This is a genomic window from Tropicimonas marinistellae (assembly GCF_001509585.1).
Taxonomy (GTDB): Bacteria; Pseudomonadota; Alphaproteobacteria; order Rhodobacterales; family Rhodobacteraceae; genus Tropicimonas; species Tropicimonas marinistellae.
This window is the reverse complement of record NZ_LNCI01000008.1, coordinates 114,236-137,629: the sequence shown is the minus strand read 5'-3', so window position 1 is coordinate 137,629 and position 23,394 is coordinate 114,236. Positions and strand designations below refer to the sequence as shown.

Here is a 23,394-nt window from a genome sequence, read left to right as displayed (position 1 = left end):
CCTTGCAGCGGGACAATAGCGGTCCTCGGACGCGCGCTAGCCATGTCGCCCCACGGCAAAGGGGGCCCGTCCGGCCCCCTTCGTAGTCGGTCCAGCTTCCGCGTTCGGCCGGACTAGGCCTTTGACTTCTCGTCGACCAGCGGTTCTTCGGTCGCCGAGATCTCCACGTCCGCCATATCAGCCTGTGCATCGGCGCTCTCGCCTTCCGGTTCCACAACCTTCGGCGCGGCTTCGGCCTCGGTCTCCCCGACGATAAGGGGCAACATCTCGCTGCCCGTGGGTATCGTCAGTTCCGATTTTGGCAGTTCCTGCCAGGCTAGCGTGTCAAAACCACCGCAATTCGAGCAGACTGGAACCCAGGTTGGTTCCGTGCTGTGGCACTTGTCACAGACCCATTGCGGGCCGCGCGGCGCCGTGACGGCACGCGCGAGCCAGCCCCGCACAACCGCGTCATCCGCACCCTCACCGCGTTCGACAGCAGCCATGATCGACAGCGCACGCGCCGTGGGATCGGTGCTGGCGAGATCGCCGATTGCCCGGCGCGCCGCCGGAAAGTCTTCGGCCGCGATATTGAGTTCGGCCATTAGCATCTTCGTTTCCGGATGATCGGGCTGGATCTTCACCAGGTCGCCGAACCGCTTGAGCCGCGCCTTCGGATCTTCGTCCGGGACGATCTCGGCAAAGGCTACAGCCAGTTCCGGGTGCGGGTTGACCTCCCAGGTTTTCTTCAACACCCTCGCCGCCTGCCGCGGCTTGCCCTTCTCGATCAAACCGTGCGCGGCCATGATCGAGGCCGGAACGAGGTCCGGCGAAAGCTTGTTGGCTTCGATAGCCGCCTCCCGCGCCTCGATCGACTTGCCGGAGTCCAGGATGTCCTTGGCTTCCGACACCGCGAGGACCGCATCGCGGCGGCGATGGACGTCTCGGGGAAGCGTTCCTGTTTTGAGCTTGGTGCCGAGCGTCTTTCGTGCACCAGACCAGTCGCGATGTTCTGCCTGCAGCTTGAGCAGCGTATCCTGCACTTCCTCATGGCGCGGTCTCAGGGCGTAGGCCTGTTGCGCGAGCGCGAGCGCGGTGTCCGTATCACCATCGGCGAGCCGCTGCTTCATGATACCCCGAATTCCAACGAACCGCGTATCATCCCGCACCAGCAGTGCTTTGTAGGCTTCCTCGGCCTTCTTGTGCTCCCCGGTGAGTTGGGCAGCTTCCGCGGTGATTACCTTTGCGACCTGCGAGTCCTGCAGGAACTTCTCCGCCTTTGCGGCCTTGCTGATCGCCTGCTTTCCCTCGCCCGCAGCGAGCGCCATGAACGCGTCCACCATCAAGCGGTAGCCCTTGCGCTCCCGATTGCGGTCGAAATACCGCGAGATCGCTGTCTCGTCGCCCAGCAAGAATTTTAGAAATGCAACAAGCAGTCCGACGATCTTGAAGCCGAGCCAGACAATGGCGAGCAGCGCCAACACGGCCAGCACGGCTTGGAGCGGGCCGAGATTGAACTCGAGCGTCCCCACGGAGACCGTCACACCGGGACCGGTTTCCATAATATACCCGGCACCGATGGTCAGACCCGCGACCACAGCAACGAACAATAAAATCTTGATGAGTGACCAAAGCATCGCGGGCGTCCTCAGTTGGTGGCCAGAGTGGCTGCGAGTTCATCGGCGGCGGCAACCGCCTCGGCGCGGCGAGTGGCTTGCGCAACCCAGTCCGCCATGGGCGCCTGCCCGACTTCGGGCAGGGTAGAAATCTCGGCAATGGCCTCCTGGAGGCGCGCCTGAACGGCCGCGGCTTCAGCCCGGCTCAGCACCGCATCCGGGCTATCCCCGTCACGCGGCGCCAATGAGCGAATGCCGGATTGGGACTTCAGGAATGTCACAAAACGTCCCTGCGCCGTTTCCTGCTCGGACATCTGACGTGACGCACTCAGCGCGGCACGCGCGGCAGGGGCGAAAGATGCCTGAAGCTCGGCAAGCGTCGGAACACCGTCGGCCGCCTGATCTGCGAGCGCTGCCGGTATCTCGACCGTGTCGATCCGAGAGAGTGCGTCCTCAAAGGGCTCGCCAGCCTCGATAGCGGCCTGGACTTCGACCAGAGCCTCGGATCGGGCGACGCGCGCGGCGTGCTCGGCCGCCGCCTTCTCTTGAGCCTCGGCCTCGGCAATGGCGGCCTGCGATTCCGATGTTGCCACCTGCACCGCTTCTTCGGCCGCGGCAGCGGCCTGCGACACCATCTCTTCCGACCGGGTCATCATCTCGGCGACCTCCGCGCGGAGGCTGGCGAGTTCGCGGCCATAGGCTTCGACCGCGGCAATTGAGGCCGGGTCCGTCGCTTCGGCAATTGGCCGCTTCTCCAGCGCATCGATTCTTTCGACGAACGCGTCCCGGTCCGCGGCCATGGACTCAAGCATCGCTTGGGCCTCTTCCAGACCGCTGGCCGGGGCGGCCTCGCTCTGCACCGTTGAAAGGGTCGCTTGCAACTCTTCGACGGCGGATTGGAGAGCGCCTGTGCTCTCGCCCGACTTTGTAGCCAGATCCGACAGCGCCGCGACGGTTGCCGCCTCCGAAAGACCGCCGCGCAGCGTCTCAATCTCACCCTGGAGCGTGGTAATCTCTTCCTTCAACGCCTTGGTCCCGAAATCGGGCATCATGTTCTCGGGAATGACAAATGGTGCTGCGAAGGCGAGACCCAAAGTCGCGATAGCACCGCCAAGAAAACCGGGAACAAGGCCGCCACGTCGCTCCACGACAACAGTTTCCTTCTCAACCGACCGCAAGGGTTCGGTTCCGTTGCCCACGTTGTCCAGAAGCGACGGTTCCTCTGTTGCCGCTTCCTCGCCAGAAGCCGAAACTGGTTCAGGCGCGGGATCGTCCGGCTCCGCGTCATCAACGCCATCCAGCGCTTCGAGATCTGCCAGGTCTTCGGCGTCCACTGTCTCAGGATCCGGGTCTTGCAGCGGTTCGTCGGCGACATCCGCTTCGGCGTCGGTCTCACTGTCCTCACCCAGCTCGTCGGAGCTTTCGGCCGCTTCGACAGTGTCCGGCTCAGCCGGGGACTCGCCGATAACCTCAGCGTCCTCGATATCGTCCGACTCTACCGCATCGGGCTCGGCAACTTCCTCGGTTTCCACTTCCGAAGTCTGCGAGGTTTCTTGCTGATCCTCTACGGATTTTTCCGTGTCATCCGTCGCCGCTTCGGTCTTACTTTTATCGGCCAATGAAATAACTCCCCCGAATCTGGGCTTATGCGTCTTGGAGCGTCCCGGGAGAACTTAGCTTGGCGCGTGTTCTGCCTCAAGCGGAGCGGTCTGCGTCAAACAGACAGCCCATGGCCGTCAACATACCCGTCGCATCGGGCGTCTCGGCCACGATGAGCGCTTCATCCGGCAGGGATATCCATCGCTCCGCAGCCGCAGCGCTTATTGCCACCGCGTTGATCCTGGCCTGCCGTCCTCGCGCGGCCTCGCTCAAAATCGCCGACGAACGCGGGGAGAAGAGCGGCGCGACGATTTCTTTTGGGGTCGCCAGCATGGCAACAACATCGCGGTCGAGCGGGCGTTCAACCTGATCGTAGACAACCACGGAACGCGCATCCAGACCGGCCGAACGAATTTCTCCGGCCAGATCACCCCGCTGGTGGCGGCCAGTCGCGTGCAGCAACGGCCCTGCCGGATGCGCTGCGACGATCCGCGCGCACAACGTTGCTGCGTCCGGCGCAACTCCAGCCAGCGAGAACCCAGCCTGCCTTGCCGCTTCGCCGGTTCGCTGACCGACACACCACGCCGCCGCACCTTCGGCCGTACCGCGTCGGATCACTTCGGGAATTGCATTGGACGAGGTGAAGATCCACGCGACCCGCGAGACGTCCGGCAAATCAGCAGGCACCGAAACGATTTCCAGGATTGGCGCGATCACCACCAGGCCAAAGTGCCCAAGTCGTGTTTCGACCTGATCCGCGAACCGGCGGGATGCCGTTTCCGGGCGCGTCAGCAGCAGGGTCGTATCGCGGAGGTTCACTTTTTGCGCCTGTCGGACTATCTGGGCCTGATCTTCATTGCCCCAGGTGCCCGTGCCGTGCAACTGCCCACCATTCCCGACGACCGTCCCATAACGCTGCTGGGAATCGAGAGCAGCTGCGACGATACCTCCGCGGCCATCGTACGCCGGGGAATCGACGGTCGCGCTGAGATCCTGTCCAATATCGTGTCGGGGCAAACGGACCTACACGCGGCGTATGGCGGCGTGGTCCCTGAAATCGCCGCCCGCGCCCACGCCGAGAAACTCGATGTCGTAACCGAAGCCGCGCTCGCCGAAGCCGCATGCGACCTGCACGATCTGAACGCGGTCGCCGTGACGGCAGGTCCGGGGCTTATCGGTGGCGTTCTGTCCGGCGTCATGTTCGCCAAGGGGCTGGCACTGGGAGCGAACCTTCCGCTCATTGGTGTGAACCACCTTGCCGGGCACGCGCTGACGCCTCGCCTCACTGACGGGCTGATGTTCCCTTACCTGATGTTGATCGTCTCCGGCGGACACTGCCAGTTTCTTCTGGTTGAGGCTGCGGACCGCTTCCACCGCCTCGGTGGCACCATCGACGACGCGCCGGGTGAGGCATTCGACAAAACGGCGAAGCTACTTGCCCTGCCGCAACCTGGTGGGCCGGAAGTGGAGAAACTGGCCGGTGACGGCGACCCGACCCGCTTCCGCTTCCCGCGGCCGCTGCTTGACCGTCCGGGATGTGACATGTCCTTCTCCGGCTTGAAGACAGCGCTGCTGAGAGCGCGCGATGCCTGTATCGCCGACGCCGGGGGCGCCGGGCTACCAGCCACCGACCGCACGGATCTCTGCGCAGGGTTCCAGGCTGCTATTGCGGACGTACTGGAAGAAAAGAGCCGTCGCGCCGTAGAACTATACCTCAACGCCAGACCAGCCGAGCCGTCCTTTGCTGTCGCCGGCGGCGTTGCGGCCAATGGAGCCATTCGCCGGCGCCTGCAGGACCTCTCCGACCGAAACGGTTTGCGGTTCGTTGCGCCGCCACTGAAACTCTGCACCGACAATGCCGCGATGATCGCCTGGGCAGGAATCGAAGCTGCCCTCCTGGGTCGGTATGACGATATGACACTGTCCGCCCGGCCGCGATGGCCGCTGGATACCACTCAGGCCGCGATGCTGGGGTCGGGGAAGAAGGGCGCGAAAGCCTAAGCGGCAGCCGGTATCGCGTCGCGCTCCTCCGGCTCCGGGGCTTGTCATGGGAGAGCGCTCAAGAGATGGTGCGTCGGCCCCGACATGAAGGAGATCGCAATGCTCGTCGCCCTAATCTGCAAGGACAAACCCCGCGCGATTCAGACGCGGCTCGACAATCGTACGGCCCATCTGGATTACATCGAATCCACAGGTGTCGTATTTCAGGCAGGTCCGTTTCTGGATACGGCCGGCGAAATGTGCGGTTCACTCGTCATTCTCGACGTCGACAACATGGAAACCGCAAGGACTTGGGCTGCAAACGATCCCTACGCCAAGGCGGGTCTTTTTGAGAGTGTCGAGCTTCGTGCATGGAAAAAGGTGATCGGCTGATGGCCTACTGGCTCTTTAAATCAGAACCCTCGACATGGTCCTGGGACGATCAGGTCGCCAAAGGTGACACGGGGGAGGAATGGGACGGCGTGCGAAACTACCAGGCACGAAACAACATGCGCCAGATGGAAATCGGCGATCGGGGGTTTTTCTACCACTCACAGAAGGAAAAGGCCGTTGTCGGCATTGTCGAAGTCTGCGCGACAGTCCACCCCGACAGCACGACCGATGATCCCCGATGGGAATGCGTGGACATTCGCGCGGTCCGACCGTTCGAGACGCCTGTGACGCTCGGCGACATCAAGGAAATGCCGACGCTTGCCGATATGGTCCTGGTGAACAACACCCGGCTGTCCGTTCAACCGGTGACGGAAGCGGAATGGAAGACAATCTGTGAAATGGGAGGCACGGCGCCCTGACATGTCCGGCCAGATCGTCGGCGGCACGCACCAGGTATGCGCGACATCCGAAGTAAAATGGAGGGTCCCACCCCGGAACCCTCCATTACCCCACGTGCCCATGGTCGCACCACACGTGTGTCTGAGAAACTCCGAGGCCATCCTGACCTGCGCCACATTGATAGCCCAAGCACCGAGCCATAGCAAAAGCCGAATACCATGTATTTGAGGCAATTGCCGGGGAGTTGCTCCCTCCGGATCAGCCGTATACCGACTCCTTGCCGAAATGTTTTGTCAGTAGGTAGTAGACCACGGCACGGTACTTGTTGCGTTCCGAACGGCCATAGGTTTCGATCACGCTATTGATCGCGTCCATGAGTTCCGGCCCGTCGGACAGACCCAGTTTCTTGACCAGGAAGTTGTTCTTCACCGTCTCCAGTTCGCTTTCCTGGCCCGCGGCGACGGTCGAGGCGTCATCGTTGTAGATCGCCGGTCCGCAGCCGATCGTGACTTTGGTCAGCAGATCCATGTCAGGCTCCACACCACATTTCGTGCGTAGATCTCCGGCGTATTTCTCGATGAGTTCGTCGCGTTTGCTCATGGCGTCCTCGCAATCCCTAGCCTGAATTCAACGCACAGCCCGAAACGCTGGGGCTGTCCGTGACGCCCACGTTAACGGGAAGCCGTGACAGAACAAGGAAATTTCCGCCGATACGATCATCACGGAAGTCCGGATGACAGCGACCGCCGCGTCAGCATGGCAATGGGGGATGTCGACTCGCCGACGAATTGTCCGCATACCGGTACCACGAATTGATGATCGCGCGTGCTCGCGCGCCAAACGCATAGTTGCAAAGGAGTACCTGAAATGGGTTTGTTCAGCTTTCTAAAGGGAAAAGGTAAAAACCTTGGTGCGGCCGAGGCATCCGAAGCACCGCCAGCCGACGCCTTGGTCAAGGAAGTGGAAGATCTCGGCCTGAACGCGGACGGCGTGGAGATTGCGGTCGAGGGCGACAAGGTGACCCTCAAGGGGGATGCGGTCGACCAGGAGACCAAGGAAAAGATGATCGTCGCGGTGGGCAACGTGCAGGGCGTCGCCGAGGTGGAGGACACCACGGGCGGCGACGATCCGGTGCTTCACACGGTGGAATCCGGCGACACGCTCTGGGCGATCTCGGAGAAGACGCTGGGCAGCGGGGCCCGCTACATGGAGATTTTCGAGGCCAACAAGCCGATGCTGTCGGACCCCGACAAGATCTATCCCGGCCAGGTGCTGCGGATTCCGACCGCCTGAGGCGGGACAATTCCGGCCCGGCGGTGTGGGCCTTCGAGGGCGGGGGATACCTCGCCCTTTTTTCGTGTGTCTCACGGTGAGACAATCCGCACCTGACGTAATTTCAATGAGTTAGAAGGACGGATTCACACTTTGTTAGGAATTGGCGCAGAGCCGTGCGCAATGCATCTCGCGCAAAAAGTGCCTGGGTGCTTGCAGCGGGCAACCGAAATGGCCGACCTGCGAGGCGTCACTGCACGACCAGATCTTGGATCGCTGCCCAGGACTCCACCCGGAGCGGGGCGAGCGCCGGACCGGCGGCTGGCGCAGAGCCGGTTGGCTGGTGCGCTTGATGTCTGACAGATCCGGAAGAGATTGGTGCGTTGCGCGTGGCTGCCACAGCGCCAGCCCGTCGGGGCGGGCCGGCGCTCGCCCGGCGCCTACGGCTTGATTCCGGGCGAGACAACGCTTCGGTCGAGCTGCCAAAAGGTCCTGTCGCGGCCGCCGATGGGAGCGGGAATGAGCGCCCGGCTGGCGAGCCCGGTCAGTAGCGATAATGCTCCGGCTTGAACGGGCCCTCGACGGTGACGCCGATGTAATCGGCCTGTTCGGCCGAGAGTTCGGAGAGGCGGACGCCGATGCGGTCGAGGTGCAGGCGCGCGACCTTTTCGTCGAGGTGCTTGGGCAGGATGATGACCTCGTTGTCATAGGCGTCGGCGTTTGTCCAAAGCTCCATCTGGGCCAGCACCTGGTTGGTGAAGGAGGCCGACATGACGAAACTCGGGTGCCCGGTGGCGTTGCCGAGGTTCAGCAGGCGGCCTTCGGAGAGCAGGATCAGACGATTGCCGTTCGGCAACTCGATCATGTCGACCTGATCCTTGATATTCGTCCACTTCATGTTGCGCAGCGAGGCGACCTGGATCTCGTTGTCGAAGTGGCCGATATTGCCAACGATCGCCATGTCCTTCATCCGGCGCATATGCTCCAGCCGGATCACGTCCCTGTTGCCGGTGGTGGTGATGAAGATATCGGCGGTTTCAACCGCATCCTCCAACCGGACCACCTCGAAACCGTCCATCGCCGCCTGAAGCGCGCAGATCGGATCGATTTCCGTCACTTTCACACGTGCGCCGGCGCCGCGCAGCGACGCCGAGGAGCCCTTGCCCACATCGCCGTATCCGCAGACGACCGCCGTCTTGCCGGCCATCATCGTATCCGTGGCGCGGCGGATACCATCGACCAGCGATTCCTTGCAGCCGTACTTGTTGTCGAACTTCGACTTCGTGACGCTGTCGTTGACGTTGATCGCCGGGAACGGCAGCTGGCCTTTCTTGTGCAGATCGTAGAGGCGGTGGACGCCGGTCGTCGTCTCTTCCGACACGCCCTTGATCTGGTCGCGGGTCTTGGTGAACCAGCCCGGGCTTTCTGCCATGCGCTTGGCAATCTGCTTCTTGATCACTTCCTCCTCTTCGGAGGCCGGTACGGCGAGGATCTCCTCCCCGGCTTCTGCACGGGCGCCGAGCAGCACATAGAGCGTTGCGTCGCCGCCATCGTCGAGGATCAGGTTCGGACCGTCTTCGAACAGGAAGGAGCGGTCAAGATAGTCCCAATGCTCCTCCAACGACTGTCCCTTGACGGCGAATACCGGGATGCCGGCCTTTGCTATCGCGGCTGCGGCGTGATCCTGCGTGGAGAAGATATTGCACGAGGCCCAGCGCACATCGGCACCGAGCGCGACAAGCGTCTCGATCAGCACCGCGGTCTGGATGGTCATGTGCAGCGAGCCCACGATACGCGCGCCCTTGAGCGGTTTCGCATCTCCGTATTCCGTACGCAGCGCCATCAGCCCGGGCATTTCCGTCTCGGCGATGTCGAGCTCCTTACGGCCGAAATCGGCAAGCGAAATGTCCCTAACGATATAGTCCTGCGGCATGATCACGTTCCTCGAACGGTGGTAAAGAGTTGCGCGGTGACGTAGCACCGCACTTGCTACCCGGCAAGGATAGGCATCGGAATTTAACTTGGAGGTAACAGCAGGTGGCAAAACCGGCGCGCGCCTGGCAACGCATGCTCTCGGGCAGACGGCTCGACCTGCTCGATCCGACCCCGGTGGATATCGAGATCGAGGACATCGCCCATGGTCTGGCGTTCGTCGCGCGCTGGAACGGTCAGACCCGGGGCGACTTTCCCTATTCGGTCGCCGAGCATTCCTTGCTCGTGGAGGAGATATTCGGCCGTATGCAGCCGGAATCGCCTCCAAGATGGCGGCTGGCGGCCTTGCTGCACGACGCGCCGGAATACGTGATCGGCGACATGATATCGCCCGTGAAGGCGGCGGTTGGCCCGAGCTACGGCGCGCTGGACGAGCGGCTGACGGCGGCGATTCACCTGCGGTTCGGCTTACCCGCACAGATCCCGGTATCCGTTAAGAAGCAGATCAAGCGGGCGGACAAGGTCAGCGCTTGGCTCGAAGCCACCCAGATCGCCGGTTTCTCGGAGGCGGAGTCCAACAAGTTCTTCGGCAAACCGAAGCCCGAAGTGATCGACGGTTTGCGGATTCACCTTCGACCGCCGGTGGAGGTGCGAAACAGCTTCACCGAGCGGCACACCACCCTGCTTGCTCGTTTATAGCGGGCAGGTTCGGCCCGCGTTATCGGCTCCGGCCCGCCAACCGACGAAGGCGGGTGGATCATATGGCCGCTCTTCGAAATAGAGCGCCGTGCCGTCCGGCCATCTGGCAGCCCGCATTCCCGGGCATGCGCGTGCGACGACCGCGGGTTCCATACCCATCAGCTTTGACATGGCGACGATTGCCCCGGGTTCTGACCGCCCGAAGCCGATCTCCATTCCCGTCGCGCCGACGCCGATCCCGGTCGCGTTGAAGACCGGATCTGCCACCGGGCGGGCCGGCATGCTTTCCGAGGGCCCGGAGACTTGTCCGGTGCACCCGGCCAAAACGGCGAAACCGGCCACGAGGGCCGGTTTGATGCATTTGAGACGTCCAGATCGCAACGGTTCAGCGCGGGCTACGCTTCGCGAGGATCCGCTGCAGTGTCCGGCGGTGCATGTTCAGGCGACGCGCGGTTTCCGACACGTTGCGGTCGCACAATTCGTAAACCCGCTGAATGTGCTCCCAGCGCACACGGTCTGCCGACATCGGGTTCTCCGGTGGCGGCGGCAGCGCGTCTCCGTCGGCCAGAAGCGCCGCGGTCACGTCATTGGCATCGGCGGGTTTGGAGAGGTAGTCGGTCGCGCCGATCTTCACCGCGGCCACTGCCGTGGCAATTGCACCGTACCCCGTCAGGACGACGACACGTGCATCTGGGCGCTTCTCGCGGATGGTTTCGACCACGTCGAGGCCATTGCCGTCTTCCAGCCGCAGATCGACGACTGCATAGGCCGGCGGGCGAGCGGTGGCGACCGCTTTGCCAGCGGCGACCGATTGCGCCATCTCCGGCTCGAAGCCGCGTTTTTCCATTGCGCGCGCCAGACGGCGCAGAAAGGGCTCGTCGTCGTCGACGATCAGAAGCGACCTGTCCTCGCCGATATCCTGCAATTCGCGCTCCGCCATGGGCGTCCTCCGCCAACCATATTTCGTTCGAACGGACAGTAGTGTCACTGCGCCGCAGCGTCAAACAGTTGACTTGCGGCAGGTGATTGAAACGCAGGCCAGATCAGAGCTTTTCCAGGTAGCACTGCACCTGATCAGCGAGTTGATCGCCGGAGAGTTCACGTCGGAAGAAGGTCAGATACCCGGTTTCGGGCAGAACGAGGTAGGTGAATGTCGAGTGATCGATGAGGTAGTACTCATCCTCCGGATCCCTGACCTTGAAATAGGTCCGGTACGCTTTGGAGGCGGCGCGGATCTGCTCTTCCGAACCGGTTAGCCCCAGCATGTCAGGGTGGATGTTGTAGGTGAAATCGTTCATCGACTGGGCATCGTCCCGACCCCAGTCCACCGAGATGAAAACCGGCTGCACGTCGAAACCCCGCTCCTTGAGGATATCCACGGCCTCGGCATTGCGTACCGTGTCGAGTGGGCAGACGTCCGGGCAGTACGTGTAGCCGAAATAAAGCAGCGATGGACGGGTGAAAATGTCCTTGTCGGTCACTGTTTCACCGGTCTCGCTCACCAGTTCCAGCGGGCCGCCGATACTGTCTGGTCCGCCGGCCGCTACTCCGGAAATGCACTCCGCGAACCGGTCGTCCTGCGTGCCCTGGGACATCTGGTTCACCAAAAAGCCGCCGCCAATCACGCCGATTAATGCCAACCCCGCTCCAGCGGCGACATAACCTAGAATCCTCATCGGTTGCTCCTCGCATCCTCTTCCAGCCATTTGCCGAGCGTTGTATCGCGGGCTATCAACAACGCTGATCCGATGGCCGAGGACACAGGAGCTCGCATGGCTGACACTACATTCCCCGTAATTGACGGAATGTCGAGGAGCCATTGGGTGCGCCTGCACACGATGATCGTCCTGCGCTGGGTTGCCATAACCGGCCAGCTCGCAACGATTGTCGTTGTCAGTTTTTTCTACGACCTCCAGCTTGAACTCGGCCTCGCGTTGATGGCGATTGGAATAGCGATTATCGCCAACCTGGTCGCGATATTCGCCTATCCCCAGAACAAGCGACTTACCGAGCACGAGACGCTCCTGACTCTGCTTTTCGATCTGTCGCTGTTGGCGTTCCTGCTGTACCTGACCGGCGGTTTGAACAACCCGTTTGCCCTCTTGGTTCTTGCCCCGGTCACGATCGCCGCAACCGCACTGCGCCTGCCCGCAACTTTGATACTGAGCGGCGTCGCCGTGCTGCTGACAACCTTGCTTGGCTTCTTCTTTCTGCCCCTGCGAACCAGTGATGGTGCCGTGTTGCAGATCCCGGACATTTTCCGGTTCGGTTTTTGGGTCGCGATCGTTATCGGGATCGCGTTTCTTGCTCTTTATGCGCGGCGTGTGGCGAGCGAGATCAACTCCATGTCTGACGCGCTGGGAGCCACACAGATGGCACTTGCGCGCGAGCAGAAACTGACCGATCTGGGGGGGGTGGTTGCGGCCGCCGCGCATGAATTGGGCACGCCGCTGGCAACGATCAAGCTCGTCAGTTCGGAGCTGATCGAGGAATTGGACGGCGACGAGGATCTGCGCCAGGACGCGCAACTCATCCGTGATCAGGCCGACCGGTGTCGAGACATTCTTCGTTCGATGGGACGGGCCGGAAAAGACGATCTGCATATGCGGAGCGCGCCGCTCGACACGGTCATTCGCGAGGCAGCGGAACCGCATCAGGACCGTGGAAAGGAGATCCATTTCGATGTGGCGCCCGCCGCTGGCGGCGGAAGCCGGCAACCGTCGATTCAACGGCGTCCGGAAATCATCCACGGATTGCGGAACCTCGTGCAGAACGCCGTGGATTTTTCGGTCGGGAATGTCTGGGTCGACGCCAAATGGACGGACTCGCAGATTATCATTCGCATTGCCGACGACGGGCGCGGGTTTCCGCCCCATGCAATTGCTCGTATCGGTGATCCGTTCATTCGTATCCGGAAGTCGCAAGCCGAACGGTCAAGGCGGCCCGAGTACGAGGGAATGGGGCTTGGCCTCTTCATTGCCAAGACATTGCTGGAACGGTCCGGCGGCGAGCTCACGTTTTCAAACGGCGCGGATCCATTTCTGACCGAATCAGAACGCCCAGACCGGAGCGGCGCGATTGTCGAAGTGGTGTGGCCACGCAGCGACATATCGGATGAAGATATCGCAAAAGGCGAAGGTCTGGGCGAGAACCTACGAATACCGGTTGGATGAGGCATCTCGGTTAACGCCAGGTTAACTATTCCCCCAAACGATCCGAAGCGTAACTCACGGCTTGGGGGCCGCGGACGATTATGCAGTTTTTCGACCTGTCACTGGGCTTCGTACTGGTGATTTCCTCGTTTGGTACCGCAACGGTTGCACTGTATCTCATGGGCCACTTCCTGCCTGCGCGCCGTGTAAGCTGGACCCCATTGGACAAAATGGACGAACCCGTCGTGTTCCTCTTCCGAGATCGGGAAATGGTCGACGCGACTCCGGACGCACGCGCGCTGCTGAACACCGGGCCGGACTTTCTCGACGATTGGTCGCGAACGCTGTCCGTCATCGAATCGCGGTTTCCCGACTTCGGGGAGGAAATCACCGATCTCGCCGATCTCCAGAAGATCGAGCTGACGGATTCCGCGACCGGCGACCGCGTTGAAGCCGAGTGGCGCGGTGGCTTGACGCGCATCGCCATCTTCGAGAAGCGCAGCGCGAAGCAGGCGGAGGGCTGGTTGCCCGATCGCTTCAGCCAGGCCGCGCTTACCGGAGAGTTGAAGACGCTGCGCGATGTCATCGACGACGCTCCGATTCTGATCTGGAAAGAGGACGGGGCCGGGGCCGTTCGCTGGGCGAATGCCGCCTATGTTGAGCTGGTGCGGCGTGTGTCCGACGACCCAGACACGGTTGGTTGGCCCCTGCCCCGGATTTTCGATCAGCGTCCTTTCGGTCCGGATATTTCGGAACCGCCGCGGCGCCTTTCGATTGCTGTGCCGGACGATGACCAGCCACTTTGGTTCGACAGCTACGACAACGCTCAGGAGAGCGAGACGCTCATCTTTGCACTTCCTGCCGACAAGCTGGTGCGGGCAGAGGGGTCACTGCGCGAGTTCGTTCAGACGCTCACAAAAACGTTTGCCCATCTGCCCACCGGGCTCGCCGTATTCGACAAGGACCGGCGCCTTGCGTTGTTCAATCCCGCGCTGACGGACCTCTCGGGGCTTGAGCCGTTGTTTCTGAGTGGAAGGCCAACGTTGTTCGAGTTCCTCGATCAGCTTCGGGAGCGTCGGCGGATGCCGGAACCGAAGAATTACAAGGGATGGCGAAAACAGATCGTCGAATTGGAAAGCGCCGCGGCTTCGGGCACCTATCAGGAAACCTGGTACCTGCCGAGCGGTCAGACCTTTCGCGTGACCGGGCGCCCTCACCCGGACGGGGCAGTGGCGTTCCTTTTCGAGGATATCAGCGACGAGGTTTCGCTCACGAGGCGGTTCCGGGCCGAACTCGAGCTTGGCCAGTCCGTCATGGACAGTGTCGACGAAGCAATTGCAGTGTTCTCCGCCTCCGGCGTTTTGCTTCTTTCCAATCGTGCCTATCGGGAAATGTGGGAGCACGATCCTGACTCGACGCTTGGCGAAACCGGCGTAACGGAGGCAACGGCGCTCTGGCAGTCGCGATGCCTGCCCACGCCCGCATGGGGCGATCTGCGAGACTTTGTTGGCTCAATGGATGAACGCGCCGAGTGGAACGCAGAAGTGCGTCGAACCGACGGAAACCTCCTCAACTGCCGATTTGCACCGCTGCCCCGCCACGCCACGCTTGTGGGCTTCTCCAAGATTTCCGGGCGGCGCAGCGTCGATGCTCCTTCGAAGGTCTGGGCCGCGACTCCGGCACACCAGCGCTGACTGCAAACTCAGGAGGGTCGTGCGCGATTGGCCGCTTGCGGGGAGATCGCTTGCCGCTACTCTGCGCGCATGCGTTCCGACACAGACATTGCTCTTGATCTCGATCTGACCCTCCCGGGGCCGAAACAGACAGACGCGCTCGGCGTCGCGTTGGCCGGCGTGCTGCGGCCGGGCGACACGTTGCTTCTGTCCGGACAGATCGGTGCCGGTAAGAGCCATCTCGCCCGCGCGATCATTCAATCGCTCCAGCAGCGTCGTGATCTGCCCAGGGAAGACGTCCCCTCACCTACCTACACACTCGTGCAGGTCTATGACCTTGGCGACGTGGAGGTCTGGCACGCCGATCTTTATCGACTGAATGGCGCAGAGGACGTTTTCGAACTCGGTCTCGACTCCGCCTTCGAGACGGAGATTTGCCTTGTCGAGTGGCCCGACAGACTTGGTCAAGACGCTCCTGCTGCCGCGCTGACGGTCTCACTTGACTTGAGTCCCGAAACAGTCGGCCGACGTGTGTCGATCCGGGCGACCGATCCGCGTTGGATCGCTCTTGAGCGCCAGTTGACACAGCTTGGGAACCCGTCGTGACGCGCGCTCAAGCCAGACAGGAACTGCTGGATTCGACCGGCTGGAGCTGCGCCTCGTCGGTGCCGCTTGTCGACGATGCCTCTAGCCGGCGATACGAACGCCTCACCCGGACCGGTTCCGGTGACTCCGTCGTGCTCATGGATGCGCCGCCCGACCTGGGCAATGACACCGCTCCATTTCTTCGGATTGCCAAACACCTGTCCGCGCTGGGCCTGTCCGCGCCCGAGGTGCTCGCGGCGGACCAAACGGCCGGCTACCTCTTGCTCGAAGACCTTGGGGATGCACTTTTTGCGCGCCTGATGGACGATGATCCAACACAGGAGTCCACGCTTTATCTCGCCGCCACGGATCTCTTGCTGGAGCTGCACCGGCACCCGGCACCTGAAGGGCTGCCGCCCCTGGGTCCAGAGCAGATGGCCGAAGCCACCGATCTCGCTCTTCTTTGGTACGCAACCGGTTGCGGACGCGACGCCACGCAGGAAGAGGTCGAGCTCTGCAAGGAAATCGTCCGGGACGCGCTGGTCGGTCTGGCGGCGGAAACGCCCGTCTTGGCTCTTCGGGACTTTCACGCAGAAAACCTCATCTGGCTGCCCGAACGGACGGGTCCGGCGCGCGTCGGACTTTTGGATTTTCAGGACGCCTTCGCCGGCCCACGTGCCTATGACCTCATTTCACTTCTGGAGGATGCCCGGCGCGATGTCCCTCCGGACATCCGCGCCGCAATGATCGCCCACTATATTGAGCGCGCCGGCTGTGACACCGCTGCCTTCCGCACGGCGTGCGCCGTCCTGGGGGCGCAACGCAATCTCCGCATCCTCGGCATATTCGCACGGCTGTCGATGCAGTACGGAAAGCCGCATTACGTGGCGTTCATTCCCCGCGTCTGGCGCCTGCTGCAGGGGGACCTCGCCCATCCGTCGCTCACACGGCTTTCGGACTTCCTTGCCGACACGCTGCCGGAGCCCACCCGCGACCGCCTCGAAAGGATCCGCCGCCTATGCGCGACATACCCGACGCCGTGATGCTCTTTGCCGCCGGGTTCGGCACGCGCATGGGCACGTTGACCCGGCACACGCCGAAGCCGCTTCTTCCCGTGGCCGGGCGACCGCTACTCGACCATGCACTGGATATTGTTGACCGCGCCCGCGTGTCGCGGTGTGTGGTCAATACACACTACCACGCCGACCAGGTCGCAGCGCATTTGGCGGATCGCCCCGAAGTCAGGGTCTCGCATGAGACGCCCCGGATCCTGGAAACTGGCGGTGGATTGCGGCAGGCTCTGCCGATGCTCGGCGACGGCCCCGTCTTCACTCTCAATACCGACGCAATCTGGACCGGCCCGAACCCGCTGGAGACACTGCGCGCCGCCTGGCGCCCGGAAGCGATGGACGGGCTGCTGCTCCTCGTTCCAATGGAGCGGGCACGCGGCCATGCAGGAAAAGGCGACTTTCACTGCGACGAGGCGGGGCGTCTGCGCCGCGGCCCCGGTGCGGTTTACCCCGGAGCCCAGATCCTTCGAACCGATGGACTTGCGGCCATCCCCGACGCTGCTTTTTCGCTCAACGTCCTCTGGGACAGGTTGATGGCGCGCGGCCGGCTCTTCGGCGTCATGCATCCGGGTGGGTGGTGCGACGTCGGCACGCCGGAGGGGATTGCCACAGCCGAAACCATGCTGGCCGAGGCCGCCAATGCCTGAATCGGCGGCGCGCCTCTTCGGCCTCGCCCCTGGCGTGCCGTATGCCGAGGCACTCGTCGACGGTCTGGCGCGGCGCCTGCCGCCGGAAGATCCCACCGCCTGGGCACGCGTGACAATCTTCGCCAACAGCGGACGGATGCGGCGGCGGATTCGGGAGGTGCTGGACGCCGGTCCGCCGCGCCTGCTGCCACATCTGCGGACCATCGGTGATCTCGGTCAGGATCCCGGCTTCGAAGACGTGCCGCCAGCCCTGCCAAAACTGCACCTCAGGCTGGACCTGGCAGAGCTGATCCTTGCGCTGATTGAGCGGTCTCCAGACCTCGCCCCGCGCGCCGCCGCATTTGGCCTTGCCGAGACACTGGCCGATCTTCTCGACGAGATGCACGGACAGGGTGTCGGTGTGGAAGCGCTGGCCGCGCTCGATGTCGGTGCCTTTGCCGAGCATTGGCGCCAGGGGCGCGCAATCGTGGAAGCGGCTTTCGATCATTTCGGCAAGGACCCGCAATGGCTCGCAGGCCCCGAGGCGCGTTTGCGCCAGGTGGTTGAAACGCTCACACGCCATTGGGAAACCGACCCGCCGGCGGATCCGGTGGTGATCGCCGGTTCCACGGGATCGCGCGGCCCGTCTCGCATGTTGATCGAGGCGGTTGCGCGCCTTCCACATGGATACGTGGTTCTGCCCGGATACGATTTCCAACAGCCACACCACGTCTGGTCCACGCTCGACGGGGCAATGCAGGGCGAAGACCACCCGCAATACCGGTTCCGGCCGATGATGCGCGCCCTTGGGCTGACCCCCGCACAGATTGCAGAATGGTCTGATATGCCAGCCCCTGCCCCTGAGCGTAACCGGCTGATTTCCCTCGCGCTTCGCCCCGCACCCGTCACAGACCAATGGCGCCGGGAAGGCCGCGCATTGACCGGCGTTGCCGAAGCGACATCCGGCGCGACACTGATCGAGGCCCCAAGCCAGCGCATGGAAGCCGCCGCTGTCGCCTTGCGCCTGCGGCAGGCGGTGGCCGACGGTCAGACAGCCGCGCTGATCACGCCGGACCGGGTGCTGACGCGACGTGTGGCCGCCGCGTTGCAGCGGTGGGGAATCGAGCCGGATGATAGCGCCGGTGAACCGCTGCACCAGTCGGCACCGGGCCGGTTCCTGCGACAAGCAAACGAGTTGCGGATTTCGCCCCCTGACCTGCCCGCCCTGCTGGCGCTCCTCAAACACCCGATCACGTCTTCCGCGGATGGGGTACGCGGCCCGCATTTGCGCTGGACGCGAGAGTTGGAGTTGTACCTTCGCCGCCACGCGACCGCACGGCCCGGCGGCGCGGATTTCCTGGCCTGGGCGGCCAAGACCCGCGTTGATGACGGCCGCCGAGGCTGGGCGGAATGGCTCGCGCACCTGCTCGACAGTATCGCGCACGGCACGGCCAACGACCTCGGGAGCCATATCGCCGAGCATCTGGCGCTGGCCGAGGCGCTGGCCATGGGACCAGGAGGGCGCGAAGGCGAGAGCGACGGCGCCGGGCGGCTCTGGTCCGGCCGGGCCGGTGAGGCGGCGCGGGCAGCGATGGAGGAGCTTGCCGGCGCCGGTGCACGCGGCGGGGCGCTCGCGGCACGCGACTACGCCAGTATTCTGAGCAGCCACCTCGGTGCGGTGCCGGTGCAGGACCCGAACCGCCCCCATCCTGGCGTAATGATCTGGGGTACGCTGGAAGCGCGGGTTCAAAGCGCCGATTTGACCATCCTCGCAGGGCTCAACGACGGAACGTGGCCGGACCTGCCCGGCCCAGACACCTGGCTGAACCGCCAGATGCGGGAGGCCGCGGGGCTTTTGCTGCCGGACAGGCGGATCGGGCTGGCGGCGCATGACTTCCAGATGGCCGCAGCGGCGCGGGAGGTCGTGCTGAGCCGCGCCCTGCGCAATGAGGAGGCGGAGACCGTGCCCTCGCGCTGGCTCAACCGGCTGGTCAACCTGCTCGACGGGATCGGCGCCGAAAGCAAGGCCGCGTTGGCGGAGATGCGCGGGCGCGGGCAGTGCTGGCTGTCTCTCGCCGCCGATCTCGACCGGCCGGAGGCGCGCGTGCCCCCTGCCCCGCGCCCCTCGCCGCGCCCGCCTGTTTCCGCGCGGCCGCGTGAACTGGCTGTTACCCGGATCACTCAGCTTATCCGCGACCCATATGCGATCTATGCGCGGCATATCCTGCGGCTACGCCCGCTTGACCCCGTTGCGCCCAGCCCCGATGCCCGCCTTCGGGGTACGGCGCTGCATCGTGTCATGGAGGAGTTTCTGGCGGCGCGGGCCGAGTGGCACGGCAACATGGAGGTTGCACTCACCCGATTGTCGGACATCGCGTGGGAGGTACTCGGCGAGGCGACCCCCCTGCCCTCCATGCAGTCACTCTGGCACGCGCGGCTGATGAGCGTGGCCGACCGGATTGTCGCCGGCGAGATTGCACGGCTGGACGCGGGCACGCCGGTCCTGATCGAGGATTGGGGCCGCGTTGACCTTGCGGGACTCGACTTCCGCCTCACGGCACGGCCGGACCGGATCGATCGGCTGAACGACGGGCGGTTCGTGATCTACGACTACAAATCGGGCAAACCGCCGAGCGACTCCGAAGTGAAGCATTTCGAGAAGCAGCTACCGCTGGAAGGCGCAATGCTGGAGCGCGACGGTTTCGCCGGTTTGGGCAAGCAGGTTCTCGACGGCCTCGGCTACATCGGGCTCGGCGCCGCCGGCGGTGACCGAATGCTGCCAATGGAGGATGATACCGGCCGCTTGCCGGATGTAACCTGGGAAGGGTTGCACGGGCTGATCGGCCGTTACAGCAAGCGCCAGCAAGGCTACACCGCGATCCGGGCGGCGCAACTCACCAGTTTCGCAGGGGATTTCGACCATCTCGCACGGTTTGGCGAATGGGACCTCACCGATGCTCCAACCCCCGAAACGGTCGGACCGGCGAAGGAAAATGCTTCATGAACCGACCCGCCTTCGACGATGCCACCCAACGGCAGATCACGGCGGCGGACCCGCGCGCCTCCACCTGGCTTTCGGCGAACGCCGGCTCGGGCAAGACGCGGGTGCTGACGGACCGCGTGGCGCGGCTGTTGCTCAACGATGTGCCGCCGCAGAACATTCTCTGTCTCACCTACACCAAGGCGGCGGCCTCCGAGATGCAGAACCGGCTGTTCCAGCGTCTGGGCGACTGGGCGATGCGGGAGGATGCGGATCTGCGGAACGCGCTCTCACGGCTGGGCGTCGACCCCGCGCTCGATACCGAGACACTCTCCAAGGCGCGGCGGCTCTTTGCGCGGGCCATCGAAACCCCGGGCGGGTTGAAGATCCAGACGATCCACTCCTTCTGTGCCGGCATCCTGAGACGTTTCCCGCTGGAGGCCGGTGTCAACCCTGCCTTCACCGAGTTGGACGAGCGCGCCACGGCGGAGTTGCAGACCGAGGCGCTGGATGCGGTCGCGCTGTCGGAGCCCGGCATCTTCGCCGAGGTTGCGGCGCTGATCGGAGACGCCGACCTGACCGGGCTTGCGGCCGAGATTTCATCTAACCGGAGACTTTTTCCAAACACTCCGGATCGGGACGCGGTACTTGCCTTCCACGACCTTCCGCCCGGCTACGACAATGCGGAAGCGATCGCTGATCTCGCGTCAACGATCGATACCGGCACCCTTGAGCACATAGCCGATGGGCTGCGCGGATTATCCAAGACGATGATTACATTGGAGGATTTACTCCGGAAGACCTGTGAGTCCGGAATTGACCTAGCCGCCTTCGAGGCGCTCGCGAAAGTCTGTCTCTATGCGTCCGGAGCCAACCGGGGCCTGCCCAAGCCGAGCGCGCTGACCAAGAAGGCACGGGAGGCGCTCGGGCCGCTGGCCGATGACTTCGACGGTATAGCCGAGGCGCTCGCGGGAACCCGCCAGCGCCTGCTGGCACTGGAAGCCACGCGCCGGACCCTCGCCCTGCACCGTTTTGCGGCGGCGTTCCTGCCGGAATATGCCCGGCGGAAGGAGGCGGGCGGCTGGCTCGATTTCGACGACCAGATCGAGCGAGCCGAAGCGCTGCTGGCGCAGCCCGGCGTGGCCGACTGGGTGCTCTACAAGCTCGACGGCGGGATCGATCACATCCTTGTGGACGAGGCGCAGGACACCAGCCCGCTGCAATGGCAGGTCATTGAACATCTAACGCGGGAGTTCACGGCCGGGACGGGCAGCGCGGAGGTGGGCGAACGGTCCATCTTCGTCGTGGGCGACCTGAAGCAATCCATCTATTCGTTCCAGGGCGCGGATCCGAGCGGGTTCACCCGCATGCGCGAAGCCTTCTCAGAGCGACTTTCGACCATTGGACTGAGCCTTCAACAGCTTGAATTGAAATACTCTTTCCGGTCTTCCGGGGAAATCCTCGGCGCGGTGGATTTCACATTCGGTACAGGGGACCTGCGCGGGATGGGCGATGCGGTGAGCCATATCGCCTTCAAGAGCACCATGCCCGGACGCGTGGACCTCTGGCCGCTGGAGGAAAAACGCGACACCGAGGACGACGACCGCCTTTGGTACGACCCGGTGGATCAGGTCAGCGAGGCGCATCATACCGTCCGCCTGGCGCGACGCGTCGCCCGGCAGGTGCGGGACATGGTCGGGAGCGGCTTTCTGTGGGAGGAAATCGCGGGCGGTTTTCGCGAACGCCCCGTTACCGAAGGCGATGTGCTGATCCTGGTGCAGAGCCGCGGGCCGCTCTTCCACGAGATCATCCGCTCTTGCAAGAGTGAGGGGCTGGAGGTGGCCGGAGCCGATGTGCTGAAACTCGGCGAGGAATTGGCGGTGCGGGACATCCGCGCGACGCTGGCCTTTCTCGACACGCCGGAGGACGACCTTTCGCTGGCCGCCGCTCTGCGCTCGCCGCTCTTTGGCTGGTCGGAGGCCGCGCTCTATGACCTCGCAACCGAGCGGGGGCCGCAGGAATACCTGTGGCAGGCGCTGCGGCGGCGGCAAGAGGAGTTTGCCGAGACCCACGCCGTGCTGCGCGACCTGCGCGATCAGGCGGACTACCTGCGACCCTACGACCTGATCGAGCGGCTGCTCATTCGTCACGACGGACGCCGGAAACTGGTGGCGCGGCTGGGCGAGGAGGCCTCCGACGGGATCGATTCCCTGCTTGCCCAGGCGCTGGACCTAGAGCAATCCGGGCCGCTGTCGTTGACCGGATTCGTGGCGCACATGGAAGGGGCAGAGGTCAAGGTAAAGCGCCGGGCCGAAGGGCGCGGAAGCAAGATCCGGGTGATGACGGTGCATGGCGCAAAGGGGTTGGAATCGCCCATCGTGATCTTGCCCGACACCGGATTTCGCAAGACTCCACGGGAGTTTAAGGGACGCCTGCTGCGCAATGGCGAGGGCGCGCCGCTGTGGTCGATGCCACAGGCAGAGAGCCCGGAACGCCTGTCGGAACTGAAGCAGCAGGCAATCGGACGTCAGCTGGAGGAAGCGCAAAGGCTGCTCTACGTGGCAATGACGCGGGCGGAGCAATGGCTGATCGTGGCTGCGGCAGGCGACCTCGGGAACGCTGGGGACAGTTGGTACGAACAGGTCGATGCCGGGTTGCGCTCCATGGGGGCTGCGGAGCATGCATTCGACGGCGGTCCGGGGCTGCGGTTGGAATCGACGCATTGGGCTGGCGGCAGCCGGCCTGCACCATCGCCGACGGACGCACCGGATGCGGTCTCGCCGCCCGGTTGGTTGACCGAACCGGTGGAGGCCCCGGCCCGTGCCGGAGCCACGGTCTCGCCGTCCGAGCTCGGTGGCGCGAAGGTCATGCCCGGCGAACCGGAAGGTGTTGTTGGGTTGGGCGCAGAAGCCGCGAAGCTTCGCGGCACGCAAATTCACCTGTTGCTGGAACACCTTGCCGGCCATTCGCCCGAGACGCAGCGGGACCTGGCCGCACGATTGCTTGGCACAGAGGTGTCGAACGGCGAGCGCGAAAACCTCCTTGCCGAAGCGCTTTCGGTGCTGGAGGCGCCGGAACTTGCGTTTCTGTTCGCGCCGGGAACGCTCGCCGAGGTACCGGTCTCTGCGAACCTCACCGAATTGGGCGGCCGCCGCATTCACGGCACCATCGACAGGCTTATCGTTCGCGAGTCCGACGTGCTTGCTGTCGATTTCAAGACGAACCTCATCGTACCTGCGGAGGCGGGGCAGACGCCGGACGGACTCCTTCGGCAAATGGGGGCCTATACCGCTGCTTTGAAACAGATTTTTCCGGACAGAGAGGTCCGAACGGCGATCTTGTGGACGCGGGTCCCGCGCCTGACCTACCTGCCCGGCACGCTTGTGCACGACGCGGTGAGCAAAGCGGCATTGCCTTGACGCTCCCGGGACGGCTCCTT

General features: G+C 63.7%; 20 protein-coding genes. 12 read left to right on the top strand and 8 right to left on the bottom strand.

The window, feature by feature from the left end:
• Positions 1-113: 113 nt before the first annotated feature.
• From ARC39_RS17715 to ARC39_RS17705, 3 genes are all read right to left on the bottom strand, one after another.
• Positions 114-1,616 carry a heme biosynthesis protein HemY gene (locus ARC39_RS17715; protein ID WP_068116174.1) on the bottom strand — a complete coding sequence of 501 codons (1,503 nt, stop codon included), beginning with the start codon at positions 1,614-1,616 and terminating at the stop codon, positions 114-116.
• Between the two features lie 11 nt (positions 1,617-1,627).
• A complete protein-coding gene (locus tag ARC39_RS17710; protein ID WP_068116173.1) occupies positions 1,628-3,214 on the bottom strand; it encodes a hypothetical protein in 1,587 nt (528 codons plus the stop codon).
• Between the two features lie 76 nt (positions 3,215-3,290).
• Positions 3,291-4,013, bottom strand: a complete 723-nt coding sequence (locus ARC39_RS17705) for a uroporphyrinogen-III synthase (RefSeq protein WP_068116172.1) — start codon at positions 4,011-4,013, stop codon at positions 3,291-3,293.
• 72 nt (positions 4,014-4,085) lie between these two features.
• On the opposite strand from ARC39_RS17705, the gene tsaD reads away from it, so the two are divergent.
• From tsaD to ARC39_RS17690, 3 genes are all read left to right on the top strand, one after another.
• Entirely contained in the window at positions 4,086-5,195 is a 1,110-nt protein-coding gene (gene tsaD / locus ARC39_RS17700; protein ID WP_068116298.1) for a tRNA (adenosine(37)-N6)-threonylcarbamoyltransferase complex transferase subunit TsaD, read from the top strand.
• A gap of 99 nt (positions 5,196-5,294) precedes the next feature.
• Entirely contained in the window at positions 5,295-5,567 is a 273-nt protein-coding gene (locus ARC39_RS17695) for a YciI family protein (protein WP_068116297.1), read from the top strand.
• On the top strand, positions 5,567-5,986 hold the full coding sequence (locus ARC39_RS17690) for an EVE domain-containing protein (protein ID WP_068116171.1): 420 nt from the start codon (positions 5,567-5,569) through the stop codon (positions 5,984-5,986). Before ARC39_RS17695 ends, ARC39_RS17690 begins: the two co-directional genes overlap by 1 nt.
• 238 nt (positions 5,987-6,224) lie before the next feature.
• On the opposite strand, the gene ARC39_RS17685 is transcribed toward ARC39_RS17690, so the two are convergent.
• Positions 6,225-6,566 (bottom strand): DUF2853 family protein, encoded by a 342-nt coding sequence (locus ARC39_RS17685; RefSeq protein WP_068116170.1) that lies wholly within the window; start codon positions 6,564-6,566, stop codon positions 6,225-6,227.
• 267 nt (positions 6,567-6,833) lie between these two features.
• Here ARC39_RS17685 and lysM point away from each other — a divergent pair, with 267 nt between their 5' ends.
• Positions 6,834-7,259 carry a peptidoglycan-binding protein LysM gene (gene lysM / locus ARC39_RS17680; RefSeq protein WP_068116169.1) on the top strand — a complete coding sequence of 142 codons (426 nt, stop codon included), beginning with the start codon at positions 6,834-6,836 and terminating at the stop codon, positions 7,257-7,259.
• Positions 7,260-7,782: 523 nt separating this feature from the next.
• On the opposite strand, the gene ahcY is transcribed toward lysM, so the two are convergent.
• Positions 7,783-9,171: an adenosylhomocysteinase gene (gene ahcY / locus ARC39_RS17675; protein ID WP_068116168.1), complete on the bottom strand. Its 1,389-nt coding sequence runs from the start codon at positions 9,169-9,171 to the stop codon at positions 7,783-7,785.
• Positions 9,172-9,275: 104 nt separating this feature from the next.
• Between ahcY and ARC39_RS17670 the strand changes: the two genes are divergently transcribed.
• On the top strand, positions 9,276-9,869 hold the full coding sequence (locus ARC39_RS17670) for an HD domain-containing protein (protein ID WP_068116167.1): 594 nt from the start codon (positions 9,276-9,278) through the stop codon (positions 9,867-9,869).
• Here the strand turns inward: ARC39_RS17670 and ARC39_RS17665 are convergent.
• The 3 genes from ARC39_RS17665 to ARC39_RS17655 form a co-directional block, all read right to left on the bottom strand.
• Complete coding sequence (locus tag ARC39_RS17665) at positions 9,864-10,151, bottom strand: hypothetical protein (RefSeq protein ID WP_068116166.1); 288 nt, start codon at positions 10,149-10,151, stop codon at positions 9,864-9,866. The genes ARC39_RS17670 and ARC39_RS17665 overlap by 6 nt on opposite strands.
• A gap of 103 nt (positions 10,152-10,254) precedes the next feature.
• Positions 10,255-10,809, bottom strand: a complete 555-nt coding sequence (locus ARC39_RS17660) for an ActR/PrrA/RegA family redox response regulator transcription factor (protein ID WP_068116165.1) — start codon at positions 10,807-10,809, stop codon at positions 10,255-10,257.
• Between the two features lie 103 nt (positions 10,810-10,912).
• On the bottom strand, positions 10,913-11,545 hold the full coding sequence (locus tag ARC39_RS17655) for an SCO family protein (protein WP_068116164.1): 633 nt from the start codon (positions 11,543-11,545) through the stop codon (positions 10,913-10,915).
• A gap of 96 nt (positions 11,546-11,641) precedes the next feature.
• On the opposite strand from ARC39_RS17655, the gene regB reads away from it, so the two are divergent.
• The 7 genes from regB to addA all read left to right on the top strand — a co-directional run bounded on the left by regB (position 11,642) and on the right by addA (position 23,374).
• Complete coding sequence (gene regB, locus ARC39_RS17650) at positions 11,642-13,042, top strand: sensor histidine kinase RegB (RefSeq protein ID WP_068116163.1); 1,401 nt, start codon at positions 11,642-11,644, stop codon at positions 13,040-13,042.
• A gap of 80 nt (positions 13,043-13,122) precedes the next feature.
• Positions 13,123-14,715: a PAS-domain containing protein gene (locus ARC39_RS17645; RefSeq protein ID WP_068116162.1), complete on the top strand. Its 1,593-nt coding sequence runs from the start codon at positions 13,123-13,125 to the stop codon at positions 14,713-14,715.
• A 69-nt stretch (positions 14,716-14,784) separates the two neighbouring features.
• Positions 14,785-15,300, top strand: a complete 516-nt coding sequence (tsaE, locus tag ARC39_RS17640) for a tRNA (adenosine(37)-N6)-threonylcarbamoyltransferase complex ATPase subunit type 1 TsaE (RefSeq protein WP_068116161.1) — start codon at positions 14,785-14,787, stop codon at positions 15,298-15,300.
• The gene (locus tag ARC39_RS17635) at positions 15,297-16,322 is read left to right on the top strand and encodes an aminoglycoside phosphotransferase family protein (RefSeq protein ID WP_068116160.1); all 1,026 of its coding nucleotides are present in this window, start codon (positions 15,297-15,299) and stop codon (positions 16,320-16,322) included. Before tsaE ends, ARC39_RS17635 begins: the two co-directional genes overlap by 4 nt.
• Positions 16,298-16,996 (top strand): nucleotidyltransferase family protein, encoded by a 699-nt coding sequence (locus tag ARC39_RS17630; protein ID WP_068116159.1) that lies wholly within the window; start codon positions 16,298-16,300, stop codon positions 16,994-16,996. Before ARC39_RS17635 ends, ARC39_RS17630 begins: the two co-directional genes overlap by 25 nt.
• Positions 16,989-19,979, top strand: a complete 2,991-nt coding sequence (gene addB / locus ARC39_RS17625) for a double-strand break repair protein AddB (RefSeq protein ID WP_068116158.1) — start codon at positions 16,989-16,991, stop codon at positions 19,977-19,979. The genes ARC39_RS17630 and addB overlap by 8 nt, the downstream gene beginning before the upstream one ends.
• Positions 19,976-23,374, top strand: coding sequence for a double-strand break repair helicase AddA (addA, locus tag ARC39_RS17620; RefSeq protein WP_068116157.1), 3,399 nt, complete (start codon positions 19,976-19,978; stop codon positions 23,372-23,374). Before addB ends, addA begins: the two co-directional genes overlap by 4 nt.
• The last annotated feature ends 20 nt before the right edge of the window (positions 23,375-23,394 follow it).

Bases quoted from the DNA above. Each gene is read 5' to 3' on its own strand.
- ARC39_RS17715 (WP_068116174.1), bottom strand. From the start codon at position 1,616: ATGCTTTGGTCACTCATCAAGATTTTATTGTTCGTTGCTGTGGTCGCG.
- ARC39_RS17695 (WP_068116297.1), top strand. From the start codon at position 5,295: ATGCTCGTCGCCCTAATCTGCAAGGACAAACCCCGCGCGATTCAGACG.
- ARC39_RS17690 (WP_068116171.1), top strand. From the start codon at position 5,567: ATGGCCTACTGGCTCTTTAAATCAGAACCCTCGACATGGTCCTGGGAC.
- ARC39_RS17685 (WP_068116170.1), bottom strand. From the start codon at position 6,566: ATGAGCAAACGCGACGAACTCATCGAGAAATACGCCGGAGATCTACGC.
- lysM (WP_068116169.1), top strand. From the start codon at position 6,834: ATGGGTTTGTTCAGCTTTCTAAAGGGAAAAGGTAAAAACCTTGGTGCG.
- ahcY (WP_068116168.1), bottom strand. From the start codon at position 9,171: ATGCCGCAGGACTATATCGTTAGGGACATTTCGCTTGCCGATTTCGGC.
- ARC39_RS17665 (WP_068116166.1), bottom strand. From the start codon at position 10,151: ATGCCGGCCCGCCCGGTGGCAGATCCGGTCTTCAACGCGACCGGGATC.
- ARC39_RS17660 (WP_068116165.1), bottom strand. From the start codon at position 10,809: ATGGCGGAGCGCGAATTGCAGGATATCGGCGAGGACAGGTCGCTTCTG.
- ARC39_RS17655 (WP_068116164.1), bottom strand. From the start codon at position 11,545: ATGAGGATTCTAGGTTATGTCGCCGCTGGAGCGGGGTTGGCATTAATC.
- regB (WP_068116163.1), top strand. From the start codon at position 11,642: ATGGCTGACACTACATTCCCCGTAATTGACGGAATGTCGAGGAGCCAT.
- ARC39_RS17645 (WP_068116162.1), top strand. From the start codon at position 13,123: ATGCAGTTTTTCGACCTGTCACTGGGCTTCGTACTGGTGATTTCCTCG.
- tsaE (WP_068116161.1), top strand. From the start codon at position 14,785: ATGCGTTCCGACACAGACATTGCTCTTGATCTCGATCTGACCCTCCCG.
- ARC39_RS17630 (WP_068116159.1), top strand. From the start codon at position 16,298: ATGCGCGACATACCCGACGCCGTGATGCTCTTTGCCGCCGGGTTCGGC.
- addB (WP_068116158.1), top strand. From the start codon at position 16,989: ATGCCTGAATCGGCGGCGCGCCTCTTCGGCCTCGCCCCTGGCGTGCCG.
- addA (WP_068116157.1), top strand. From the start codon at position 19,976: ATGAACCGACCCGCCTTCGACGATGCCACCCAACGGCAGATCACGGCG.